Below are 23442 nucleotides of genomic sequence, written 5' to 3' on the forward strand. Positions count from 1 at the left end.
GCGCAACTGAGGGGCATTGCTGCTGTTGCTCGTGCTTTGGACCGCGGGCCCTGCATTTATGCTGCTAGCATGCGCTCGAACTTCGCCGTCGGCGCCCCGTGCCCTTGGAGGATTTCACGATGATCCACAGCACCGCCATCGTCTCGCCACGCGCCCAGCTGGGCCGCGATGTCAGCGTCGGTCCCTTCACCATCATTCATGACGATGTGGTGATCGGCGACGGCAGCACCATTGATTCGCACTGCGAGATCGGCTACCCCACCGCGCTGGCCGAAGGCGCCAAGCTCGAGATCGGTGCCAAGGCGCTGATCCGCTCGCACAGCATCTTCTATGCCGGCTCGCGCTTCGGCGAGCGGCTGGTCACTGGCCACCGCGTCACCGTACGCGAACGCACCCATGCCGGCGCGAACTTCCAGATCGGCACGCTGGGCGATATCCAGGGCCATTGCGAGATCGGCGACTATGTGCGCTTCCACAGCAATGTGCACATCGGCCAGCACTCCAAGATTGGCAACTTCGTCTGGATCTTCCCCTATGTGGTGCTGACCAATGACCCGCACCCGCCCAGCCATGTGATGATGGGCGCGACCGTCGAGGACTATGCGGCCATCGCCACCATGTCCATCATCCTGCCCGGCGTCCGGCTGGGCCAGGGCTGCCTGATCGGCGCGCACAGCTCGGTCAACCGCGACGTGGCACCGGATACCGTCGCCGCTGGTGCGCCGGCGAAGTTCGTCTGCAACACCAATGCGGTGAAGCTCAAGGACGGCAGCGGCCGCACCGCCTACCCCTGGCGCCACCACTTCCACCGCGGCTATCCGGAGGCAGTCGTCCAGCAATGGCTGGCCGAGGCCGCTGCACTCGCCAACCTATCCTGAATGGCGGCTGCATCCGCCTGAGCGAGGCCAATGCGAGCGGGCTTGAATCGACCACAGAGACACAGAGACACAGAGAAGTCCACGGAGCCTTGACTCTGTGCCTACTCTGTGACTCCGTGTCTCCGTGGTCTGTGTTGAATTGCCCTCGTCGTGCCCAGAAGGGAGCTCGCGCGAGCTTCAGGAGGTGACCAAGAGATCCTCGGGCAGCGCCTCCGGCACCGGCACCGACAGCCCCGCATAGCGATGCCAGGCGCCGATGAAGGCGCGTTGCGCCTCGGGCGTCGCCGAGGGCAGATCGGCCATGGTGGCGATCAGCTCCTGCACATCGGCTTCCTGGCCATAGCGCTGCACGATGGTTGGGCACAGGCTGGCCAGACAGGCCAGGGCCTGCGCCTCGCTCAGCCGGCCGACGCGCCAGCCGCCCAGCGCCAGCGCCAGGTAGGCGAAATGGGCCAGCTTCAGCGGCCGGCCATAGGGGTTGGCCGAATGCTGTTCGCCGCTGGTGCGAAAGTAACCCAGCGGCTCATTGATATAGCCGACCGGCCCGCGCAGGCTGGCCATCAGGAAGGCGCCCAAATCTTCCAGACCGGCAAAGCTGAGGCCACCCAGGGTCGACGCCTCGATATCGGCCACCATGCTGGCGCTGAAGGTCGCGTTGGAGAACTCGCCCAACCAATTGCCGCTAACGGCCGCTGTGCTGGCGAACAGCGTGCCGGCGTCCAGGGCCAGGGTGCGCTCGGGATGGTAGGAAACGGCCGTGGGTACCGGCAGCTCGCGCAGCGGCTGGCCGTTCTCCAATGCGGTCCAGCGCCGGCTCACCACGCAATGGACCTGCCCGCTGCCATGGGCCTGCAGATGGCGCTCGTAAAAGGTCGGGTAGCAGATGTCATCGTCCAGCCAGATGTGGAACAGCTCGGTCTGGCCCGCGTACTGCTTGAGCAGGTAGAGGAAGTTGTTCCAGGCACCATTGCGCTGACCTGGGATGACCTCGATGTTCATGTCCGCCAGCGCGGTCTTGACGGCCGGCTGATTCAATTGCGCGACAAAGTCCTGGTTCGGGCTGTCGTCGGAGAACAGGATGCGCGCGGGCTTGACGGTCTGCTGGCGCATCGCCGTCAACAGCTCCATCAGGTACTTGCTCTTGTAGGCGGGAACCAGGGTGGTGATGCGCATGGTGCGAATCCTTGTGGCCTCAGCCCGCCCTCAGCGCCTGGCGCAGCACGCTGACGACCTGGCTGACCTCGTCGGCGCTCATATAGGGCGCGATCGGCAGGCTCAGCACCTCATGCTGCAGCTGCTCGGCCACCGGCAAGTCCGGCCAGCTCTGGTCGGCATAGGCCTGCTGGCGGTGGCAGGCGATCGGATAGTGAACCAGGTGGCCGATCTGCGCCGCGCTCAGCGCGCGCTGCAAGGCCTCGCGGCGCGGGCTGCGCACGACCATCAGATGCCAGGCCGATTCGGCCTGCGGCAGCTGCGCCGGCAAGCCCAGCTCCAGATCCTGCAGCTGCTCCAGGTACGCCGCGGCCACGGCACGGCGCGCGGCGTTTTCGGCATCCAGTGCCGGCAGCTTGGCGCGCAGCATCGCGGCCTGGATTTCGTCCAGCCGCGAGTTCACACCGGCGAACTCGTGGTGGTATTTGATGCTGGCGCCATAGTTGCGCAGCTTCTTCAGCCGCTCGGCCAGCTGATCATCGCTGGTCGTGATGGCCCCACCATCGCCCAGCGCGCCGAGGTTCTTGCCCGGGTAGAAGCTGAAGCCGGCGGCATCGCCCAGACTGCCGGCACGCCGGCCGGCATAGCGGGCGCCGTGAGCCTGTGCGGCATCCTCGATCACCTTGAGGCCATGCTTCTTCGCAATTGCCAGAATGGGATCCATATCGGCCGGCTGGCCATAGAGGTGCACCGGCATGATGGCGCGGGTGCGCGGCGTGATGCGCGCCTCGATCAGCGCCGGGCCGATGTTGTGCGTGGCCGGGTCTGGGTCCACCGGCACCGGCGTCGCGCCGGCCTGGCTGACGGCCAGCCAGGTGGCGATGAAGGTGTTCGAGGGCACGATGACCTCGTCGCCGGCGCCGATGTCATAGGCACGCAGGATCAGCGTCAGCGCATCCAAGCCGTTGGCCACACCGATGCAGTGTTTGGCCTCGCAGTAGCGGGCGAACTCCTGCTCAAAGGCCTCGTTCTCAGCGCCGAGGATGTACCAGCCCGAGGCCAGCACGCGGTCGATGGCGGCACGCAGCGCCGGCTCATGCGCGGCATTGACGCGCTTCAGGTCCAGGAATGGAATCACTTGCTCCACCTCGCACGCATGAATTCGGCGTAGTCACGGTAGTAGTCGGCCTCGTCATAGCGCGAGGACGCCAGCACCATGCAGACGGCACCGGAGGAAAAATTGTCCAGCTCGCGCCAGATCATCGGGCAGACGTAGAGGCCGTTGTATGAGCGGTTCAGGTGCACGCGCTTCTTGTCCTTGCCATCGTCCAGCACGACGTCAAAGCTGCCCGACATCGCGACGATGAACTGGTGCAAGCCCTTGTGCGCGTGGCCGCCACGTTCGGAACCGCCGGGCACGTCGTAGAGGTAGTAGACGCGCTGGATGTCAAACGGCACGTGGACACCGCCCTCGATGAAGGTCAGATTGCCACGCGGGTCGTGGATCTTGGGCAGCTCGAGGATCTGGCAGCTTTCTATGCTCATGGTTCACCCTGTTCGATGAGACGATTGTGCGTGCCGCTGTCAGGGTTGACGACGCAAAAAGGCCGGGGACAGCGCCCCATATCCGTGGCCCGAGACTGCGTCCATCGCTCCTATCGAAGCGGCGCCATCACGCCCCGCCCCATGGACCACATCATCGCCACCGCCTGCTGGCCGTCGAACAGCGCATTGACATGGGCGATGCGGGTCGAATAGTAGTCACCCTCGGCGCCCATCACGTCGAACAGGGAGCGCCGGCCCAACTGCTGCCACTGCTGCAAGGTGGTAGCGCGCACCCGCTCGCTATTGCGCAAGATCTCGACGGTACGGCGCGCGCGATCAAACGAGGACAAGGCCGCCTCATGCAATTCCGCAATACGGTAGCGCCGCGCCTGCACCGACTCCTCGCGCTGAAGCCGGGTCGCCTCGGCGCGGCGTCTGGCCGCACTCAGTGCCGCATCAGCGCCAGCTTGATACAAGGGCATGTTCAGGCTGATACCGGCCGTGTAGTCGCTGGTCCGCGAGGCACCGCCGGCCAGATTGCCGCTGAGCACCCAGCTGAGCTGCGGCTTTTGCCCGGCTGCCACCGATTCGGCATAGCTGGCCTGAGCGCGGGCCTGGGCATCGAGCTGCTCCACCTCGGGCGCCAGCAGGATGTCGTCCTGCATCTTCGCCAGGTCCGGCACCGTGGTCAGCAAGGCGGCATAGCTGGCGCTGGGTGGCAGATCGTCGCCCACAAAGCGCTTCAGCCGCACCTCGGCCTGGCGCAGTGCCGAATAGGTTTGCTCCACCGCGAGCTCGGCCTGCTGCTGGTTCTTGTGTGCCTGCACCAGTTCGCTGGAGCGGCCACGGTCGGCACGGACGATGGTTTCCAGCGCCTCAACGATGCAGGACATCTTGCGCACATATTGCTGGTAGACCTGGATCTGCAGCTGGTAGCGGCTGCGCTCCATCGCCAGCGACACCGTCTGCAGCGCCAGCTGCTGCTCGGTGCTGATCAGGCCCAGCCTTGCCGCATCGGCCAGCTGGCTACGCCAGGCCGTCAGCTGTTGCTGGCGGCCAAAGTCGAACAGCGGTGCCGACAGACTCACCCCCACCCTCCCCTGCAGGCCCTTGGTGGTGGTGATGCCATCCTGTTTGGCGCCTATGCCCACCGTCATCGCATTCAGGGAAATCTGCGGCAGACGCGCCGCCTTGGTCTCTTCCCAGTCGTCGCGCGCCGCCTGGGCCAGCAGCTTGCTGACGCCCAGCGCAGGGCTGCGCTTCAGCGCCATGTCGACCAGGCGCTGCAGCTGGGCCCGCGGGTCTTCACTGCTGAGCTCCAGCGCCGCCGCCTCGCGAGCGACCTTGGCACTGCCCGACTCCTCCTCGCCGCAGCGTGTTTGCGCCAGCACCGGCGCGCTGAACAGCGCCGTCAGCATGCCCGCGGCAAGCAGGCCTTTCAGGGCGGAAGATGGAAGCAGTTTCATGGCAGGGCTCGGCATATCTGGACAGCCTGGTTGCGCCTGCGCTGGAAACCGCGCGACACAACAATGGCAAGCCTCAACTTCAACACAGGCCTGAAAAAGCTAAAGCCCGATCAGCGGCGCGGCTGTCGGGCTTTTCAGAAATGGACTCAGACTAACGTCGAATCGACGCGCCCCCGGCCATCATCCCTTCAACGCTCGCTGAGCGCCTCCTTGGATTTCAGCATCGGACGCAGCAGATAGCTCAGGATCGAGCGCTCGCCGGTGCGTATCTCCACCGTGGCGCTCATGCCGGGAATCACCGGCAGGCTTTCGCCCTTGTAGCGCAGCGTGTTGCGCTCCGAGCGGATGGTGGCGCGGTAGTAGCGGCCATCGGCACCGGCCTTCTCGCTATCGCCCAGGGCGTCGGGGCTGATGTAGTCGACCTTGCCTTCCAAGCCGCCATAGAGGTTGTACTCGTAGCCGGTCAGCTTGACGATGGCCGACTGGCCCACATGCAGGAAGCCGACATCAGAGGGCTTGATGCGCGCCTCGATCAGCACCAAGGGCCCCAGCGGCACGATTTCCATGATGGGCGCGCCGGTGGTGATCACCCCGCCCACGGTGTTGACGCGGATGTTCTTGACCAGGCCACGCACCGGCGACTTCAGCACCGTGCGGCTCAGCGCGTCCTGGCGCACGATCATCTGCTCGTCCTGCATGGCCAGCTCGTTCTGCATACGCACCAGCTCGGTGGCTGCCTCCTGACGGAAGCGGCTGATGCGCTCATTGCGTTGCTGCTGCAGCTCATTGACCTGGCGCACCAGCCGCATCACCTCGACGTCAGACATCAGCCCCTTGGCCGCCATGTCCTGCGACATCTTCAGCTCGCGCTGCAAGAGGCCGACGCTGCGTGCGATGCTGCTGACGGCTTCATCAAGCACGCGCCGGCGCGAGGCCAGCGAATCTGTCTCCGAGCGGGCAATCGCCGGCACCGCCAGCACCTCGGGTGGGAACTGCAAGGCCTGGCCCGTCGCCTCGGACTGCAGCCGCGCAATGCTGGCCAACAGCGACACCCGCTTGGCCTGCCCTTCGTTCTGCTGCGCTTCGACGCGGGTCGGGTCCAGCCGTACCAGTTCCTGGCCGGCCTCGACCTCCTCGCCCTCGCGCACCAGCAGCTCGCGCAGGATGCCGCTTTCCAGGCTGGCAATGACCTGTTCCTTGCCGTCGGGCACGATGCGACCATCGGTGCGAGTCACCTGGTCGACCTTGGCGAATGAAGACCAGCCAATGGCCACCGCCACGATGACCAGCATCAGGTAGATCGCCCAGGTGGCGCGCGGCATCGGTTCGTCGACCTGGGCCGCGGCCAGGCTGCTGAGAAACAGACCCTCCTCGCGGGCCAGCACCGGTGTGTTCTTGGCCATCTCTATCGCTCACTCATGATTCACGGCGCCCCACTCGGCCTTCACACCGAAGCCGAGCGCTGCACCGGCTGCGCGGCCGGATGCATATGCAGATTGGATTGCGCTGCCGGCGCGCTTTCCGGCGCCGCCGGGCGCACGCCGGACAGCGCGGCCAGGACCTGGTCGCGCGGACCGTCGAGCACCAGGCGGCCGGCATCCATCACCGCGATGCGCGACACCAGCTCCAGCACGGCCGGCCGGTGCGTCACCACCACCAGCGTGCAGCTGCCCGCGGCATCACGCAGCTGGCGCAGAAAGGCCATCTCGGACTGCGCGTCCATCGAGCTGGTCGGCTCGTCCATCAACAGGATCTTGGGTTTGGTGACCAGCGCGCGTGCCAGCGCCACCAGCTGGCGCTGCCCGCCCGAGAGCAGACCGCCCATCTCGCCGACCGGCAGATCCCAGCCCTGCGGATGGCCCGCCACGACACGGTCCAGCCCGGTCAGCCGGGCCACCTCAACCAGTCTGGCGGCATCGATATTGGGCCGCCCCATCAAGACGTTATCGCGCAGACTGCCATGGAAGAGCCGCGGCTCCTGCGACACAAAGCCGACATGCAGGCGGAACTCGGCCGGGTCGACCTGGCGCAGGTCCAGGCCATCGACCTCGACCATGCCCTCGGTGGGCTGGTACAAACCGGCCAGCAGGCGCAGCACGGTGGACTTGCCACTGCCGATGCGGCCCAACACGGCCATGCGCTCGCCGGGCTCCAACTTCAGCGTCACATGCTTGAGCACCTTGGGGGCCGGCAGCTCGGGCTTGTGGCTGGGATAGGCAAAGCCGACATCGTGCAGGCCCATGCGCCCGGCCACCTGGTTCAGCGGCACATAGTTGGCATCGGCGCTGCGCTCGGTCGGCTTGGCCATCATCGCGTCCAGCGATTGCATCGCCGCGCGTGCACCTTGGAAACGCATCGCCAGCGCCACCACCCCACCCAGCGGCGCAATCGCCCGGCCGGCGTACATCACCGCGCCGATGAGTGCACCGGCGGTGATCTGCCCATCGGCAATCAGATAGACACCCCAGACCAGCATCACCAGCGTCACCGCCTGCTGCATGCTCTGCGAGATATTGTTGCTCCAGCTGTGCATGCCGCGGCTGCGCAAGCCGGACTCGGCCACCACCGCCATGCTGGTCTCGTAGCGGCGCAGGAAGCGGCCTTCGGCGCCCGACGATTTCAGGTCTTCCAGGCCTTCGATCGCCTCAACCAGCGTGCCGTGCAGATCGGCCTGCTCGGCCATATTCGCGCGCACCGCGCGGCGCATGCGGCCCTGAATGGCCAGCGTCAGGCCGATGATCAGCGGCACTGCCGCCACCAGCACCCAGCCCAGCGGCCCGCCAATCACGAAGGTGACGGCGATGAACACCACGATGAAAGGCAGATCAGACAGCACCGACATGCTGGCCGAGGTGAAGAAATCGCGCACCACCTCGATCTGCGCCAGGTAGTGGGCATAGGAGCCGGCCGACTCGGGCTTGTGCTCCATGCGCACGCCCAGGGTCTGGCGGAACAGCCGGGCACCGATGATCAGATCGGCCTTGCGGCCGGCCAGATCGATCAAATGCGCGCGCAGCTGGCGGGCGAACAGATCGAAGAGCTGGGCCAGGCCGGCACCGATGGCCAGCGTCCACAGCGTCACAAAGGCCTGGTTGGGGATGACCTTGTCGTAGATCACCGAGGTCACCAGGCCCGAGGCCAGCATCAGCACATTGCTGAGCAAGGCCGCCAGCATGGCCGCGCGGTAATAGGGGAAGAAGCGCTTGAGCGTGCTCCACAGCCAGTGGGCACTGTCGGGGCGCAGCACCTGGTTGTCCTTGCGGGTATGCGCCTGCGAGACTTCCTGCGGCGTCGCCACCAGCACAAAGCCGCTGTACTCGGGCTCCAGCTCGGCCGCCGTCGCCGCACATGCGGCGCCCTCTTCCGCACCGGGGAAAACGACCTCATAACGGATCGCGTCCATGCCGGGCTCGCCAACCAGGCGGCGCGCCAGCACGCAGGCATCGCCGCCCTTGAGCAACATCACCGCCGGCAGCAAGAGGCCATTGATATCGTCCAGCGCCTTGCGCATCAGGCCAGCCTTGTAGCCGGCCTCGCGCATGATGCGCAACGCCTGATCCGGCCCCAGCGGCCCCTCAATCGGCATGCCGGCACTCAGCGAGGCCGCCGAGCGCGGATGGCCATGGAAATTCGTCAGCCAGACCAGGGCCTGCAGCAGCGGGTCGCCAATCTCGGCCGCCTCGACGGCCGCCTGCTCGGCAGGGCCGGGCTCGGGCTCATGAACGGGTTCCGGCTCGGGCACCGGCCGCACCGGCTTCGCCGACGCAGCCAGGTACATCGATCCGGCAGCGGCCGATCGAGGCGTGGCGTCGAAGAAGGGGTCGTGGCGTTTGGACACAGGAAACCGTCAGTCAAGAAGCATCAAAGCTGGCCGTCGGCACGGGCGTCGAGCGCCAGCCGTTCAAACTCGTTTTCCAGATCGCGAACAATGGTTGGCAGGTCGAACAGCGGCGAGTTGCGGCCCTCTTCGCGCAGGAAGCGCTTGTAGGAGCGAGCCCGCGCCGGGTTCTTGCCGATCTGCACCGCCAGCTTCACGTAGTCGTCCAGCGAGTAGGTCACCAGATCGGGCAGGCCCACCGCATGCAGCAGCGAGCCGGCCATGCGCGAGATATAGGTGCGGCCGGAGCGGGTCAGGATGGGGGTGCCAACCCACAGGCAGTCGCTGGCCGTGGTGCCGGCGTTGTAGGGGAAGGTGTCCAGCACCAGATCGGGCAGGCGGAAGCGGGCCAGATAGTCGGCCGGCGAGACACGCGGTGCAAAGATCAGGCGCTTGGCATCGATGCCATGGCGCTCGGCCTCGGCCTGCAGGTTCTTCTGCGCCCAGGGGTTGTCGGCCAGCAGCCAGAGCACCGAGTTCTCCACCTCGCCGAGGATGCGCATCCACGCGGCGAAGGTTTCCTCGCCGATCTTGTGGTTGTTGTTGAAGGAGCAGAACAGGAAGGCGTCTTCGGGGATGCCGTACTGGGCCCGCGTCGGTTCGGCGCCAATCGGCCGGGTGCGATCGCTGACCTGGTAGCAATGCGGCAGGTAGATCGGCTTCTCGCTGCAGTACGGCAGGTACTCGGGCTGCATCACAAAGCGGTCGGCAATGATCCAGTCAACGCCGGGCAGCGCCGAGGTGGCCGGCAGGCCCAGATAACCGACCTGAATCGGCGCCGGCCGGTAGGCCAGGATGTTGGGACGGGCACCGCTGGTCAGGCCCTGCAGATCGACCAGCACGTCGATGCCGCTGGCGGCGATCAGCCGCGCGGCCGTCTTGTCGTCCAGATGGCCGATGGGAATGTAGTGATCCATGGCGGCCTTCAGCCGCGCGCGCAGCGGCGTGCCGTCCTCGCGGCTCCAACTGAAGGCAAAAACCTCGAATTTGTCGCGGTTGTGCAGCTCGTACAGCTCGGCCGACAACAGGCCCACCGCATGCATGCACAGATCGCCGGACAGATAGCCGACCTTGATGCGGCCCTCGCGCGGCTTGTTGGCGGCCACGGCCAGCCGGTGGTAAGGCGTCTCGCTGTACTTGACCACCTTCTCGTGGACAAAGCGCTGCGCCGTCATCAGCTGCAGCGCCGGGTCATCGCTGGCGCTCAAGGTGGCCAGCAGTGAGGTGGCGCAGAGCAGCTGGTTGTGGCTCACCTTGCCCATGGTCTGGTAGACCGGCCAGGCGCACTGCTTCTGGCGGATGTGCACATAGTGCTGCATCACATCGCTCTGATCGCCCTTCAGCTCCAGGCTCAGGCGCATCAGCGGCTCGGACTCGTCGTAGCGCTTCAGCATCTCCAGCAGCCGCGCCATATTGTTGATCGCGTGCAGGCGCAGCTGCGGCGCCTCAGGGCCGGCGTTCTGCAGACCGGTGCCCTTCTCCGCCACCTCGCGCCAGGCGGCCAGCGCTTCTTCGTTGCGACCCTGCTGCTCCAGCTGGTGGCCGAGGTTCAGATAAGCCTGCGCAAATTCGGGCTGCAGCTCGATCGCGTGGCGGTAGGCGCGCTCAGCCTCAACCGGCCGCTTCAAAGTGCCCAGCACCGTGCCCCAATTGAAGCAGGCGATATGGCGCAGCGGCGAGTCGGTGGCGGCGATCCAGCTCTCGTAGAGTTGGGCGGAGGCCTCGGCCATGCCGGTGGCATGCAGCTGATTGGCGGTGTCCAGCAGCTCCGGCAGCTGCATCTGCCCCGAACGCGAGCGCGCCAGCACCTGGGCCAGACGCTCGTCGGCGGGGCTGGCGGCAACAGTGGCGGCAGGATCTGGGCTGGGAGCGGGCGTGGCAGCGGCTGGGCGTGAGATGTCCATGGCAATCCGGGCCGCCAAGGCGGCTTTTTGACAGACTGATCCGATGTTAGGAGCCGCACCAGGGCGGCAATCTCAGCATTTGCCGGGCGAATCAACGCCTATTCATAAGCATCTCGGCTGCGCCGGGCTCGACTTGAGTCGAGTCACGCAAAAAGTGGCAACTGATACTCAAAAAGCCCTGAATTGCCGCTCAGTTCGGTCGATTGCGCGCTTCAGTCGGCGCAATTTCGGCCGAGAACCCAGAAGAGCGCCGCCCGGAGGGGAGCGGCCAGTCGCGAAATCAAGACCAAAAAATGCAGATAGCAAGATTGTGTCGTTGGAGTCGTACGCCCGCCGCGCCTGTTTCAGACACGGCCATCACCACCATCTACCGCGACAGCGTGCCGCCGCCCCGGCTGCTGCGCTGGCGCCAGAGCCGCCTGGCCGGGCGCAGCGGCGAGTCGCTGCTGCAAAGCATTCTGCGCTGGCTGCCCGGCGACGACGAGGCCAGCCGGCAACGCCGACAAGTCGAAAAACTGCGGCTGGCGCGACGCGCTTTTCTTGATGGGCTGGCCGATCTCAGCGGGCCGCCGATCAGCGATCTGCGCCGCGCCCTGCACCGGGCCCGCAGCACCCGCGATCTCTGGCATCTGCGCAACAGCTTCTACACCGAGGTCGGCCGCGCGCTGAGCCAGTGGGAGGCCGAACGGCGGCTGCAGGTGCTGAATGTCTGGTTCGAGCATGAGGGCGCGCTGGCGGCCTTGGCACGTGTGAGCCGGCTCAGCCGCCTCTGGACTGCCGCCACGAACAGCCAGCAGCCCGACGCCGAGACACAAACCAGCAGGTGGCGCTGATGGAGCTGACCCTGCGCGAGGTGCCGGGCTTTGTGCCGGCCTGGTCATTCGCCGCCGGCAGCAATCCGGCCGAGCGACGCGGCCGCAGCGCCAGGCGTCAGGCCCTGGTCGCCCTGCGCCTGAGCTTCAGCCGCGCCGCGGCCGAACTCCAGGGCCCGGAGGCGGCGCGGCTGCAGGCGCTGGTGCGTCAGGCCTGCGAGCCGATCGAGCTCTGGCTGCTGCAAGCGGCGCTGGCCACGGCTCTCAGCGACGACGAGGTCGGCGAGGCCCACCGCCGCGCCATGCGCCAGGCACTCGCCGCCGTCTTCAGCGGATCGCCGCTGCTGGCCTGATGCGACGCGCCCGGCTATGCCAGCGAGACCTGGGCACTGAGGGCCCCGAGGGCGATGTGGACCTTGCCGGCCTCAGCGGCCGATGAAGTCCGCCTTGCCCAGCTCGACGCCGGCTTGGCGCAGCAGACCGTAAGTGGTGGTCAGGTGGAAGTAGAAGTGCGGCAGCACAAAGTCGCGCAGATAGTCTTCGCCGCTGAAGTGCAGCGGCTCGCCCACCCGGCGCGGCAGCACGATGGCACGGGCCTCGCTGCCCTCGATGCTGGCCTGCGGCACCGAGTTGACGAACGTGATCGTGCGCTGGATGCGCTCAGCCAGTTCGGCCAGGCTCGCTTCCTTGTCCTCCCAGCTCGGCACCTCGATGCCGCCCAGGCGGGCCGCCGCACCCTTGGCCATATCGCAGGCGATCTGGATCTGCCGCGGCAGCGGGAACATATCGGGCGCCAGCCGCAACGTCATATAGACGGCCGGATCGAACTTCTTCGCCTCGGCATGGGCGGCGGCGCGTTCCAGCCAGGTCAGGGCGTTGCCCAACATGCGGGTGAAGACGGGAATGCTGGCGGTATACATGGTCAGACTCATCGGACTTCCTTTGACGGGGGCACTTCGGGGGTGTGAAGCGCAGGCATCGTAGCGGCGATGCCGAAAGCCTGCCGAAAGCCCAGTTGGAGCGGGCCGCGCACAGGGCACAATGCAGCCCGCACGCCATGAATATCATCATCCTCGACGACTATCAGGACGCGGTGCGCAAGCTCCGCTGTGCCAGCAAGCTGGACCCGCTCAATGCCAAGGTCTTTACCAACACGGTCAAGGGCATAGGCCAGCTGTCGGTGCGCCTGCGCGATGCCGATGTGCTGGTGCTGATACGCGAGCGCACCCAGTTCAACCGCCAGCTGCTGGAAAAGCTGCCCAAGCTGAAGCTGATAGCGCAGACCGGCCGGGTCGGTGCCCATATCGATGTCGAGGCCTGCACGCGGCTGGGCATCGCCGTCGCCGAGGGCGTGGGCTCGCCGATTGCGCCGGCCGAGCTGACCTGGGCCTTGATCATGGCCTCGATGCGCCGGCTGCCGCAGTACATCGGCAATCTCAAGCATGGCGCCTGGCAGCAGTCGGGCCTGAAAGCCGCATCGATGCCGCCGAACTTCGGCGTCGGCATGGTGCTCAAGGGCAAGACGCTGGGCATCTGGGGCTACGGCAAGATCGGCCAGCTGGTCGCCGGCTATGGCAAGGCCTTCGGCATGAAGGTGCTGATCTGGGGCAGCGAGGGCTCGCGTGCCAAGGCGGTGCTGGACGGCCTGGAAACGGCAGACAGCCGCGAGGCCTTTTTCGAGACCTGCGATGTGCTCAGCCTGCACCTGCGCTTGAACGAGGCCACCCGCGGCTTGGTCATCGCCGAAGACCTGGCACGGATGAAGCCGACCGCCTTGTTCGTCAACACCTCGCGGGCCGAGCTGCTGACCGACGGCGCGCTGGTGTCGGCGCTGAACCGGGGCCGCCCCGGCATGGCCGCCATCGATGTGTTCGAGAGCGAGCCGATTCTGCAGGGCCACCCGCTGCTGCGCCTGGAGAACGCCGTGTGCACGCCGCATATAGGCTATGTCGAGCAGGACAGCTATGAGCTGTATTTCAACGCCGCCTTCGACAATGTGCTGAATTTCATCAACGGCGAGCCCAGCAACATCATCAACCCCGAGGCACTGAAAGTGCTGCGCTGAGCACAAAGATGGACGGTGCCCGCGCCCAACCCGCCAGCATCGCGGCGCTGTTCTGGGCCTTCAACCGGCTGGCGCTGCAAGGCTTTGGCGGTGTGCTGGCGGTGGCGCAACGCGAGCTGGTCGAGCGGCTGCGCTGGTTGAGCCGCGAGGAGTTCGTCGAGATCCTGGCCGTGGCCCAGGTGCTGCCCGGGCCCAATGTCGTCAATATCTCGCTGATGATTGGCGACCGCTTTTTTGGCCTGCGCGGCGCCTTCGCGGCCCTGGCCGGCATGTTCGCCATCCCCTGTGTGATCGTGCTCGGCCTGACCGCCGTCTCGGAACAATTGCTCAGCCATCCGGCCATGGCCGGCGCGCTGCGTGGCATGGGGGCCGTGGCGGCTGGGTTGATCACCGCCACCGGCATCAAGCTGCTGAGTTCCCTGCGCCGCAACGCCATGGGTCTGCTGCCCTGCCTGCTGCTGGCGCTGCTGGCCTTCATCACCATTGCGCTGCTGCGCTGGCCGTTGATCTGGGTGGTGCTGGGCCTGGGCGGCAGTGGCATGGCCTGGGCCTGGCGTTGCCTGTTGTTCGAACAGCGTCAGGCCGCGCAGGAGGCTCAGTGATGCCCTGGGACCAACTGCTCTCGCTGTTCCTGCACTTTCTGGCGCTGTCGCTGCTGGCCATTGGCGGCGCGATCACCACGGCGCCGGAGATGCATCGCTATCTGGTCACCCAGCAGCATTGGCTCTCGGACACCACCTTCACCAACTCGATCGCCCTCGCCCAGGCCGCTCCCGGGCCCAACATCCTCTTCGTGGCGGTGCTGGGCTGGAACGTCGCCGGCCCGGCCGGCGCTTTTGCCGCCATGGCCGGCATCATGCTGCCCTCCACCACGCTGGTGCTGCTGGCCACGCGCTGGGCGCGCGAACATCAGCAGGCCATCGGTGTGCGTGCCTTCACCACCGGCCTGGCGCCGCTGACCCTGGGCCTGATCGTGGCCACCGGCTATCTGCTGGCCCAGCCCTATCTGGCCGTGCCAGCACATCGTTGGTCGACGCTGTTGCTGATCGGGCTGACCCTGCTCTTTTGCCTGCGCACCAAGTACAGCGTGGTCTGGATGGTGGCGGCCGGCGGCCTGGCCGGCGCGCTGGGTTGGGTCTGAGCTGGGTCTGCGCTCGGAATTAGCCGGGCTCAGCCTTCCTTGGTGCCGAAGATCTTGTCGCCAGCGTCACCCAGGCCCGGGATGATGTAGCCCTGCTCGTTCAGGTGGCTGTCGATGGCTGCGGTCCAGCAGCGCACCTCCGGGTGGGCGGCCGTCAGTGCCTTGACGCCCTCGGGCGCGGCGACCAGCACCAGCGCCCGGATGTCCTTGCAGCCGCGGGCCTTGAGCAAATCGATGGTGGCGATCATCGAGCCGGCGGTGGCCAGCATCGGGTCGATGATCAGCGCGGTACGCTCGTCCAGCTGGCCAACGAAGCGGTCAAAGTAGTTGACCGGCTTCAGCGTCTCGTGATCGCGCGCCAGGCCGACCACGCTGACCTTGGCATTGGGCATCATGTCCAGCACCCCATCGAGCATGCCCAGGCCGGCGCGCAGGATGGGCACGACGGTGACCTTGCGGCCGGCGATCTGGTCGATCTCGGTCGGGCCGCTCCAGCATTCGATGGTCGTCTTCTCCAGCGGGAAATCGGCGGTCGCCTCGTAGGCCAGCAGACGCGCCACCTCGCCGGTCAGTTCGCGGAACTTCTTGGTCGAGATATCGGCCTCGCGCATCAAACCGATCTTGTGCTTGACGAGGGGGTGCTGAACTTCGATGACGGCCATGGTGCGGACTTCCTTGCTGACGGTTTTTTACCAATTGGTGCGATTATCTCCGCTGGCGCAGCGCCTCATAGAGGCAAACCCCGGCCGCCACCGACACATTGAGACTCTCGACCGCGCCCTGCATCGGGATGCGCACCAACTCGTCGCAGGTCTTGGCCGTCAGCGCCCGCATGCCCTCGCCTTCAGCGCCGAGCACGATGGCGATGGGGCCCTTCAGGTCGAGGTCGTAGATGGACTTCTCGGCCTGGTCCGAGGTACCGATCACCCAGATCTCGCGTTCCTTCAGCTCATTGAGCGTGCGGGCCAGATTCGTGACCATCAGATACGGCACTGTCTCGGCAGCCCCGCTGGCCACCTTGGCCACGGTGGCGTTGAGGCCGACGGCATGGTCCTTGGGGGCGACCACGGCATGGGCCCCGGCGCCGTCGGCGACGCGCAGGCAGGCGCCAAGATTGTGCGGATCGGTGACGCCATCGAGCACCAGCACCAGCGGCGTGGCGCCCGCGCTGTCGACATCATCCAGCACATCATCGAGCGAGTGGTGTTGCACCAGCGCGCTGACACGGGCAACCACGCCCTGATGGCGGCTGTTGCCGCAGAGCTTGGCGAGGCGCTCGTCATCGCTGTCGATCAGCTTGACGCCGGCCTCGCGGGCCCGCTCGACGAACTGGCGCATGCGCTGGTCGCGTCGCGTCGCGTCGATATGGATTTCGCTGATCGAGCCTGCGGAGGTCTTCAGCCGCACGGTGACGGCATGGAAGCCGAAGAGGATTTGTTTGTTGGCGCTCATGCCCGCATGGTATCGCGCCGCCCCTTTGAGCCAAGATCAAGCACCGCCGCGCAGCAGCGCCAGCAGGCTCAAAGCGCCTATCAGCAGCGGCTGGTGAAGCATGTAATAACTCAATGAGTGCTGACCCATCCAAGCCAGCTGCCTGCTGCACCAGGCCGGCAAACGGGGCCGCCAGCCCTGCCGCCCCAGCAGCAGACCCAGGCCCATCACACCGATCCAGGGCAGTACTGGGACATAGTCCTCGGTGATCGGCTTGTGCGTCACCAGGCCAACCCAGTTGCTGGCCCGGTGATCGAAGAGGGGGTGCTGCCACAGCTGCGGCGCGGCCAGCGCCAGCAGGCTCAGGCCCACGAGCAACGCCGTGTTGAGGCGCGGGGCAGCCAGGCGCAAGAGCAAGAGCATCAGCGCCATGCCATGCAGCACACCGAAGCTGATATAGCTGCGCGGGAACATCCACCAGGAGCCCAGCGACACCAGCAGCGCGCAGCCCGCAATCTGCCCCCAGCGGCGCCAGAAGCGCGGCCAGCCCTGGCCGGCCGCCAGCGCCTCGGCCTGCCCCATGCCGGCACAGAGCAGGAACAGGCTGACGATGGCCGTGCGCTGCCAGGTCCAGAACGGGTCCTCGTAGAAGTTGGCACGCAGATAGTGAAACTGCTGCAGGTCAAAGCAGAAGTGATAGACCGTCATCCAGACCATGGCCAGGCCGCGCAAGGCGTCGAGCCCGGGCTGGCGCTGGGCGGACGGCACTGGGCTTGAGATTTCTGTTGCGATACTCATCTGGGCCGCAAGTCTAAGGTCGGTCTAAGCCAGCACCCGAAACGCCGCGGAATAATCAAGGCCACCGACAAGTCCACTACACCGAACCTCACCATGAGCGATCGCCAGCGCCGCGCCTTCACCGCCCTGCCCCTGCTGATCACGGCCTGCCTGGCCGCCGCCACTGCCCTCGCCCAACCACGTGCGGTACAGCCACGCGGGCCGCTGGATGCGGCCGAGCAGAACAATATCAGCGTGTTCAAGCGCGTCTCGCCTTCGGTGGTGCACATCACCAGCCTCGATGTGCAGCGCGACTTCTTTTCGATGAATGTGCAGCAGGTGCCCACCGGTACCGGCACCGGTTTCGTGTGGGACGAGGCCGGCCACATCGTCACCAACTTCCACGTCATCCAGGGCGCCGATGCGGCTCGCGTCACGCTGGCCGATCAGAGCAGCTACAACGCCAAGCTGGTCGGCGTGTTCCAGGACCGCGATCTCGCCGTGCTGCGCATCGACGCGCCCAAGGACAAGCTGCAGCCCATTGCCGTGGGCAGCAGCAAGGACCTGCAGGTCGGCCAGGGTGTCTATGCCATCGGCAACCCCTTCGGCCTGGACCAGACGCTGACCCGCGGCATCGTCTCGGCGCTGAACCGCGAGATCGAATCGGTCAATCGCCGCGCCATCCGCGGCGTGATCCAGACCGATGCCGCCATCAACCCCGGCAATTCGGGCGGCCCGCTGCTCGATTCCGCCGGCCGGCTGATCGGCGTCAACACCCAGATCTACAGCCCCAGCGGCGCCAGTGCCGGCATCGGCTTTGCCATTCCGGTCGACGAGGTCAATCGCGTCGTGCCCAAGCTGATCAAGGACGGCCGCTACATCCGCCCGGCCCTGGGCATCAGCGCCGGCACGGCCCAGCTGAGCGCCGCGCTGGGCCTGCCCAAGGGCGTGGCCATCGTCGGCATTGGCGCGCGCAGCGCCGCCGCTGAAGCAGGCCTGCAGGCCTTTGCCCGCGACCGCAGCGGCCGCATCGTCCACGGCGATGTGATCACCGCCATCAATGACGAGGCCATTGCCAGCCTCGACGACATGCTGGCCCTGTTGGAGCGCCGCCAGATCGGCGAGCGGGTCAGCCTGAGCCTGTGGAACAAGGGCAAGACGCGCAAGCAGACGGTGACACTCGGCTCATCCGACTGACAGGCGCTACTCGCGCCAGTCAAAGCGCCACACCGCCAGCAGCGCCAGCAACAAGGCGCTGCCGAGCAGAATGCCGACCGCCGGCAACGCACTCGCCAGGCCCAGGCCACGCCAGGTCATCGCATCAAAGCCATCAACAGCCCAGCGCACCGGCACCAGCAGGGTCAGGTCTTGCAGCCAGGCCGGGAAGACGAAGCTGGGCACCCAGGCGCCGCCCAGCATCACCATCAGCAAGGTGGCCAGAATGGCCAGGCCACGGGTCGCCTCGGGGGAGCCGCCCAGCGCGGCCAGAAACAGCCCAAAGCCTGCGGTGAACAGGCCATAGCTGACCACCAGCAAGGCCAGCCCCAGCCAGCTGCCGCTGACACCGAAACCGAACACCACCATACCCACCAGCAACACCAGGCCAAGAATGGCACTGGCAATCAGCGCGGTGCTGCAGAAATGGCTGGCCAGCAGGACGCCGCGCGACAACGGCGCCGAGCGCAGGCGCAGCCAGAGCCCGGCGCGGCGCGCCAGCAGAATGCCCACGGCCAGGTCCACGCCCAGCATCAGCACGAACTGCACGCCCATGCCGGCAAAGGAATGGGCATAGCCGTTGTAGCCGCGCTGGCCGCCAGCGCTCAGGCCCTCTTCACGCAGCGTGTAGGGCAAGGTCATGCCGGTGGCCGCCGCAGCCGCTGGTGGCGCCGATGCCGCGCTGGCGGCGCCGGGCGCGCTGGCCGCCGAAGCATCGCGCTGCTGCAGCGCTCCCAGGCTGGTGAACAGCTGCTGCAGGCTGTTGCGTGTTTTTCCATCGAGCGCCGCGTTGTCCTGCAAGGCCTTCAGTGTGCTGTCCAGCCGCGCCTGACCGGCCGCGCCACTGAAGGCATGGCTCATCGTCTGCTGCATCGCATGCTGGGCAAACAGGCCACGCAGCAGATTCAGGCTGATGCGATCGGAGGGGTCATAAAAGATTGCTGCCTCGGCCTTGGCGCCACCCACCATCGCGCGGCTGGCGGCCTCGCCAAAGCCAGCCGGCAGCACCAGGGCGGCCGGCAACTTGCCGCCGCGCACCAGCGTCGTGGCGCTGGCGCGATCCAGCGTTTGCAGGTCCAGCGCGGCATCCTGGGCCATCGCCGCGGCAATGGCCTGCGACAGCTCACTGCGGTCTTCGTCGACCAGACCGACCTTGATATGGGCCGGCGACTCGTTGCCGCCGAACAAGGAACCAAAGAATGCCGCAATCAGGATGGGCATCAGCAGATTGATCGCCAGCGCGCGGCGATTGCTGAGGTAGAGGCGCAGCTGCACACGAACCAGGGCCAGCAAAGCGTTCATCGTCAGCTCCTCAATCGCGCAGGGTACGGCCGGTCAGGGCCAGGAAGACGGCTTCGAGGCTGGGCCGCCCCGAGGAGAACTGCTGCAGGCCATGGCCGCGCAGCGCGTCCAAGGCGCCGGCCGCATCGTCCAGGGACTGCAGGCCGAGCTTCAAGTTGCTCCCCTGCCTGTGAACCGCTCGCACGCCGGGCAGCGCCAGCAGCGTCGCATCGTCCGGCAAGCCGGGCGCCGCCGGCGTCGCTTCGGCGAATTGCAGCTGCAGCTCGGCCGCCACCGGCAGCTTTGCCAGCAACTCGTCCAGGCTGCCCTCGGCGACGCTGCGCCCATGGTCGACGATCTGTATGCGGTCGCACAGGCGCTCGGCCTCCTCCATGTAATGGGTGGTGTAGAGCAGCGCCCGGCCCTGGCCGCGCAGCAGTTCCAGCGTGTCGAAGATGGCGTTGCGGCTCTGCGGATCGACGCCAACGGTGGGCTCGTCAAAGATCAGCACATCGGGCTCATGCAGCAGGGCGCAGGCGATGTTCAGCCGGCGCTTCATGCCGCCGCTGAAATTCGCCACCCGCTCATCGGCCCGCTCGGCCAGGCCGCTGATTTCCAGCACGGCACGAATGCGTTCGGCCAGCGTCGCGCCGGCCAGGCCATAAAGCGCACCAAAGGCCTGCAGATTGGCCCGCGCCGACAGCAACTCATACAGCGCCAGCTCCTGGGGCACCAGACCGATGCGGCGCTTGGCCGGATCGGCGTCGCCCTGCAAGGCGCGGCCATCGAGCAAGACCTGCCCCTGATCGGGCTTCAGCAGCCCGCACAGCATGGCCACCGTGGTGCTCTTGCCGGCGCCATTGGGCCCGAGCAGGCCCAGGGTCTGGCCGCTGCGCAGGCGCAGATTGAGATCGTTGACAACGGTCTTGTCACCGTATCGCTTGCTCAGTCCTTGTGCTTCAAGCATCTCCGTCCTCCGCCATGGCGCTGTGCCGCATCATCGTCGGCCGGCGGATGGTAGTCAGGCCGGCAGCCCATGCGCGACAACAGCTTCGTCACGTCGGCAAAACACGACATCGCCAGCCAGGCTCAGGCATGCCCGGTCAGTGCTCGGCCTTGTGATACCGTCGCCGCTGGTCGCGCGTTTTTTCGAGTCAGAGCATCGCATGAGCAGTCGCCGCCGCGCCGCGGGCCCTGATGGCCCACAGCAGGCATGAAGCCTTCAGTCACAACATCCCCTCAGGTGTCAGCCACGCTCTGGGCGCGGCTGGGCCATGGCTATGGCGCGGCCTGGTTGACCGCCCTCTTGAGCCTCCTGATCTGCACCGGCCTGATTCAGCTGCAGCAGTACTACCAGGCCGATCAGGAGCGACAACGCGTCGAGACCCGGCTGGGTCAGCTGCGCAGCCAGCTCGAAGGCGCTGCCCAAGCCACCTTCAGTCCGACGCTGGGCCTGGAGGCCATGATCCAGCTCGATGGCGACCTCAGCGAGGAGCGCTTTCAGGCCTTGACGACACGGGTGGTGCGCATGGTGCCGCATATCCGCAGCATCGTCGCCGCACCCAACGATATTGCCCGCCATGTCTACCCGCTGGCCGGCAACGAGCGTGTCCAGGGCTTGGACTACCGCAGCATTCCCCAGCAATGGCAACAGGTGCAGGCAGCCCGCAAGCGCGGCGCACCCTTGTTGGTCGGACCAGTCAATCTGGTGCAAGGCGGCCAGGGGCTGATCCAGCGCACGCCGGTATTCCTGCGTCAGGACGGTGAGGAGCGCCTGGGGCACTATTGGGGCGTGGTCTCGGTGGTCGCCGACCTGCCCCGCTTTCTGGCCGCCGCCGGCTTGAATGACAGCTCTGGCTTGGACATCGCCGTGGTCGAGAGCAGTGCCTCCGGCACGATCGGCCGCCTGATCACCGGCCAGGCAGCCGTGCTCAGCCTGCAACCGGCCAGGCAGCTGACGCAATTGCCCGGCGCGCAGTGGATGCTGCTGGCCGTGCCCGCCGGCGGGTGGGAAGCCGAGCCGCCCTGGCAGAACCCGCAAGCCTTGGCGGCCATCTTTGCCGGTGTGGTGATCACCACCCTGGTCTTCATGCTCAACCGGCAGAGCCGGGCCTTGCAAAAGCGCAATGAAACGCTGTCCAACGAGATCGCCCAGGGCCGCCAAGCCCGTGAGCAGTTGGAAGAGTCACAGGCGCGCTTTCGCAGCCTGGCCGCGCTGGCCAGCGACTGGGTCTGGGAACAGGACGAGGAACTGCGCTTCACCTATGTGTCCCGGGCTGCCGAGGAAGCGACTGAGGTCAACACCAACAATGTGCTGGGCTTTCGGCGCTGGGAGTCGCCATCGCTGGTGCCCGGCGTCGATTGGGACGCCCATATGGCCGCGCTGAGCCGCTGCGAAGCCTTCCGCGATTTCGAGTATGCACAGTACACCGCGGACGGTAGCCTGCGCCATGTCAGCGTCTCCGGCGTGCCGATCTTCGATGCCGACGGCCGCTTCCGCGGCTACCGCGGCACGGGGCGCAACATCACGCCTGCCAAGCAGGCGGAGGCCGCACTGAGGGAGTCGCAGGCGGCGCTGGTGCTGGCCCGCGACCGGCTGCAGGCGGTGCTCGATGCGGCCATCGAGGTGGCCATCATTGCGACCGATATGCAGGGGCGCGTCATCCTCTTCAACCGGGGGGCCGAGCGCATGCTGGGCTACCAGGAAGAGTTCATGCTCGGCAAGTCGCCGGCCATGCTGCACCTGCCCAGCGAGGTCAGCGCCCGTGCCCGCGAGCTGAGCGCGCAGCTGGGCCAGACGATCGAAGGCTTTGAAACCTTTGTTGCCCTGCCCCGCCGCGACGGCACGGAATCGCACGACTGGACCTATCTGCGCCAGGACGGCAGCACCGTGCAGGTATCGCTGAACGTGTCCATGGTCTGCGGCCGCAACGGCGTGCCGCTCGGGTTCCTGGGCATTGCCCGCGACATCAGTGCACAGCGCCGCGCCGAGGCCGAGCTGCGCACGCTCAATGCCGAGCTGGAGTCGCGCGTGCAGTCGCGCACCGCCGAACTGAGCGAGGCGCTCAGTCATCTGCGCCAGGCGCAGGACGAGTTGCTGCGCTCCGAGAAAATGGCCGCGCTCGGCAGCCTGGTGGCCGGGGTGGCGCATGAACTCAACACCCCGCTGGGCAACTGCCTGACCACCGCCTCGACGCTGGATGAGCGCACCCGCGAGACCCAGCGTGCCTTCGCCGCCAACACCTTGCGTCGCTCCAGCCTGGAGGCCTATCTGCATGATGCCGCCACCGCAGCCGAGCTGCTGTTGCGCGGCCTGGGCACGGCCAATGAGCTGGTCACGCATTTCAAGCAACTCTCGGTCGACCAGACCAGCGCGCAGCGCCGCAATTTCAGGCTCAGCGCCGTGGTCGGTGATGTGCTGAGCATCATGAAGGCGCGCTGGAAGGCCACGCCCTACCGCATAGAAACCGCGCTGGCGCTGCTCGACGACGACATCGACAGCTACCCCGGCCCGCTCGGCCAGGTGCTCAGCAATTTGCTGCTCAACGCGCTGCTGCATGCCTTCGAGGGGCGTGAGCAGGGCCTGCTGCGCATCAGCGCGCGCGAGGTCGGCGTCGATGAAATCGAGCTGGTGGTCGAGGACGACGGCGTGGGCATGAGCGAGGAAGTGCGGCGGCGCGCCTTTGATCCCTTCTTCACGACCAAGATGGGCCGCGGCGGCACAGGGCTGGGCCTGAACATCGTCTACAACATCATCACCGGCATTCTCGGTGGCCAGGTCGAGCTGCACAGCGAAGCCGGCCACGGCTGCCGCTTTGTCTTCACCCTGCCCCGGGTCGCGCCGGAGCTGCGTAGCGCAAGCTAGGGCCTGTTGACACGACGCAATGCCCCCGCCGCT

General features: G+C 66.7%; 21 protein-coding genes. 8 read left to right on the forward strand and 13 right to left on the reverse strand.

All coding sequences use genetic code 11. The features are described 5' to 3' along the window. The first annotated feature begins 119 nt into the window (after positions 1–119). The gene (locus RQP53_RS06055; protein WP_315649332.1) at positions 120–878 is read left to right on the forward strand and encodes an acyltransferase; all 759 of its coding nucleotides are present in this window, start codon (positions 120–122) and stop codon (positions 876–878) included. Between the two features lie 177 nt (positions 879–1055). Here RQP53_RS06055 and RQP53_RS06060 read toward each other — a convergent pair whose 3' ends face one another. The 7 genes from RQP53_RS06060 to RQP53_RS06090 form a co-directional block, all read right to left on the reverse strand. Further along, complete coding sequence (locus tag RQP53_RS06060) at positions 1056–2051, reverse strand: glycosyltransferase (RefSeq protein WP_315649333.1); 996 nt, start codon at positions 2049–2051, stop codon at positions 1056–1058. Between the two features lie 19 nt (positions 2052–2070). Then, on the reverse strand, positions 2071–3168 hold the full coding sequence (locus tag RQP53_RS06065) for a DegT/DnrJ/EryC1/StrS family aminotransferase (protein ID WP_315649334.1): 1098 nt from the start codon (positions 3166–3168) through the stop codon (positions 2071–2073). Further along, the gene (locus RQP53_RS06070; RefSeq protein WP_315649335.1) at positions 3165–3575 is read right to left on the reverse strand and encodes a sugar 3,4-ketoisomerase; all 411 of its coding nucleotides are present in this window, start codon (positions 3573–3575) and stop codon (positions 3165–3167) included. Before RQP53_RS06070 ends, RQP53_RS06065 begins: the two co-directional genes overlap by 4 nt. Positions 3576–3685: 110 nt before the next feature. After that, a complete protein-coding gene (locus tag RQP53_RS06075; RefSeq protein ID WP_315649336.1) occupies positions 3686–5041 on the reverse strand; it encodes a TolC family protein in 1356 nt (451 codons plus the stop codon). Between the two features lie 188 nt (positions 5042–5229). Next, positions 5230–6444 (reverse strand): HlyD family type I secretion periplasmic adaptor subunit, encoded by a 1215-nt coding sequence (locus RQP53_RS06080; RefSeq protein ID WP_315649337.1) that lies wholly within the window; start codon positions 6442–6444, stop codon positions 5230–5232. 41 nt (positions 6445–6485) lie between these two features. Then, complete coding sequence (locus RQP53_RS06085; protein ID WP_315649338.1) at positions 6486–8879, reverse strand: type I secretion system permease/ATPase; 2394 nt, start codon at positions 8877–8879, stop codon at positions 6486–6488. A 23-nt stretch (positions 8880–8902) separates the two neighbouring features. Beyond that, positions 8903–10822, reverse strand: coding sequence for an O-linked N-acetylglucosamine transferase, SPINDLY family protein (locus tag RQP53_RS06090; protein WP_315649339.1), 1920 nt, complete (start codon positions 10820–10822; stop codon positions 8903–8905). A gap of 293 nt (positions 10823–11115) precedes the next feature. Between RQP53_RS06090 and RQP53_RS06095 the strand changes: the two genes are divergently transcribed. Next, on the forward strand, positions 11116–11655 hold the full coding sequence (locus RQP53_RS06095) for a hypothetical protein (protein ID WP_315649340.1): 540 nt from the start codon (positions 11116–11118) through the stop codon (positions 11653–11655). Next, complete coding sequence (locus RQP53_RS06100) at positions 11655–11987, forward strand: hypothetical protein (RefSeq protein ID WP_315649341.1); 333 nt, start codon at positions 11655–11657, stop codon at positions 11985–11987. The genes RQP53_RS06095 and RQP53_RS06100 overlap by 1 nt, the downstream gene beginning before the upstream one ends. Positions 11988–12059: 72 nt before the next feature. On the opposite strand, the gene RQP53_RS06105 is transcribed toward RQP53_RS06100, so the two are convergent. Beyond that, a complete protein-coding gene (locus tag RQP53_RS06105; RefSeq protein WP_315649342.1) occupies positions 12060–12566 on the reverse strand; it encodes a DUF1993 domain-containing protein in 507 nt (168 codons plus the stop codon). A gap of 125 nt (positions 12567–12691) precedes the next feature. Between RQP53_RS06105 and RQP53_RS06110 the strand changes: the two genes are divergently transcribed. Genes RQP53_RS06110 through RQP53_RS06120 form a run of 3 tightly spaced genes read left to right on the forward strand, consistent with a single transcriptional unit; the run spans position 12692 to position 14840 of the window. Beyond that, positions 12692–13699: a D-2-hydroxyacid dehydrogenase family protein gene (locus RQP53_RS06110; protein ID WP_315649343.1), complete on the forward strand. Its 1008-nt coding sequence runs from the start codon at positions 12692–12694 to the stop codon at positions 13697–13699. A gap of 8 nt (positions 13700–13707) precedes the next feature. Then, positions 13708–14301 (forward strand): chromate transporter, encoded by a 594-nt coding sequence (locus RQP53_RS06115; RefSeq protein WP_315649344.1) that lies wholly within the window; start codon positions 13708–13710, stop codon positions 14299–14301. Continuing rightward, positions 14301–14840: a chromate transporter gene (locus RQP53_RS06120; protein ID WP_315649345.1), complete on the forward strand. Its 540-nt coding sequence runs from the start codon at positions 14301–14303 to the stop codon at positions 14838–14840. The genes RQP53_RS06115 and RQP53_RS06120 overlap by 1 nt, the downstream gene beginning before the upstream one ends. Before the next feature lie 29 nt (positions 14841–14869). Here RQP53_RS06120 and upp read toward each other — a convergent pair whose 3' ends face one another. From upp to RQP53_RS06135, 3 genes are read right to left on the reverse strand one after another with little or no spacing between them, the layout of a single operon-like run. After that, entirely contained in the window at positions 14870–15502 is a 633-nt protein-coding gene (gene upp / locus RQP53_RS06125; RefSeq protein ID WP_315649346.1) for a uracil phosphoribosyltransferase, read from the reverse strand. A 43-nt stretch (positions 15503–15545) separates the two neighbouring features. Beyond that, positions 15546–16292 carry a 23S rRNA (guanosine(2251)-2'-O)-methyltransferase RlmB gene (gene rlmB / locus RQP53_RS06130; RefSeq protein ID WP_315649347.1) on the reverse strand — a complete coding sequence of 249 codons (747 nt, stop codon included), beginning with the start codon at positions 16290–16292 and terminating at the stop codon, positions 15546–15548. Between the two features lie 36 nt (positions 16293–16328). After that, positions 16329–17069 carry an acetyltransferase domain-containing protein gene (locus tag RQP53_RS06135; RefSeq protein ID WP_315649348.1) on the reverse strand — a complete coding sequence of 247 codons (741 nt, stop codon included), beginning with the start codon at positions 17067–17069 and terminating at the stop codon, positions 16329–16331. A gap of 93 nt (positions 17070–17162) precedes the next feature. Between RQP53_RS06135 and RQP53_RS06140 the strand changes: the two genes are divergently transcribed. Beyond that, a complete protein-coding gene (locus RQP53_RS06140; protein ID WP_315649349.1) occupies positions 17163–18245 on the forward strand; it encodes a S1C family serine protease in 1083 nt (360 codons plus the stop codon). A 6-nt stretch (positions 18246–18251) separates the two neighbouring features. Here RQP53_RS06140 and RQP53_RS06145 read toward each other — a convergent pair whose 3' ends face one another. Then, positions 18252–19565, reverse strand: a complete 1314-nt coding sequence (locus tag RQP53_RS06145) for an ABC transporter permease (protein ID WP_315649350.1) — start codon at positions 19563–19565, stop codon at positions 18252–18254. Between the two features lie 10 nt (positions 19566–19575). Continuing rightward, entirely contained in the window at positions 19576–20511 is a 936-nt protein-coding gene (locus RQP53_RS06150) for an ABC transporter ATP-binding protein (protein ID WP_315649351.1), read from the reverse strand. Between the two features lie 276 nt (positions 20512–20787). Here RQP53_RS06150 and RQP53_RS06155 point away from each other — a divergent pair, with 276 nt between their 5' ends. Continuing rightward, on the forward strand, positions 20788–23409 hold the full coding sequence (locus tag RQP53_RS06155; protein WP_315649352.1) for a sensor histidine kinase: 2622 nt from the start codon (positions 20788–20790) through the stop codon (positions 23407–23409). Positions 23410–23442 lie beyond the last annotated feature (33 nt).

This window comes from Roseateles aquae, assembly GCF_032337115.1.
Classification (GTDB): domain Bacteria; phylum Pseudomonadota; class Gammaproteobacteria; order Burkholderiales; family Burkholderiaceae_C; genus Roseateles_C; species Roseateles_C aquae.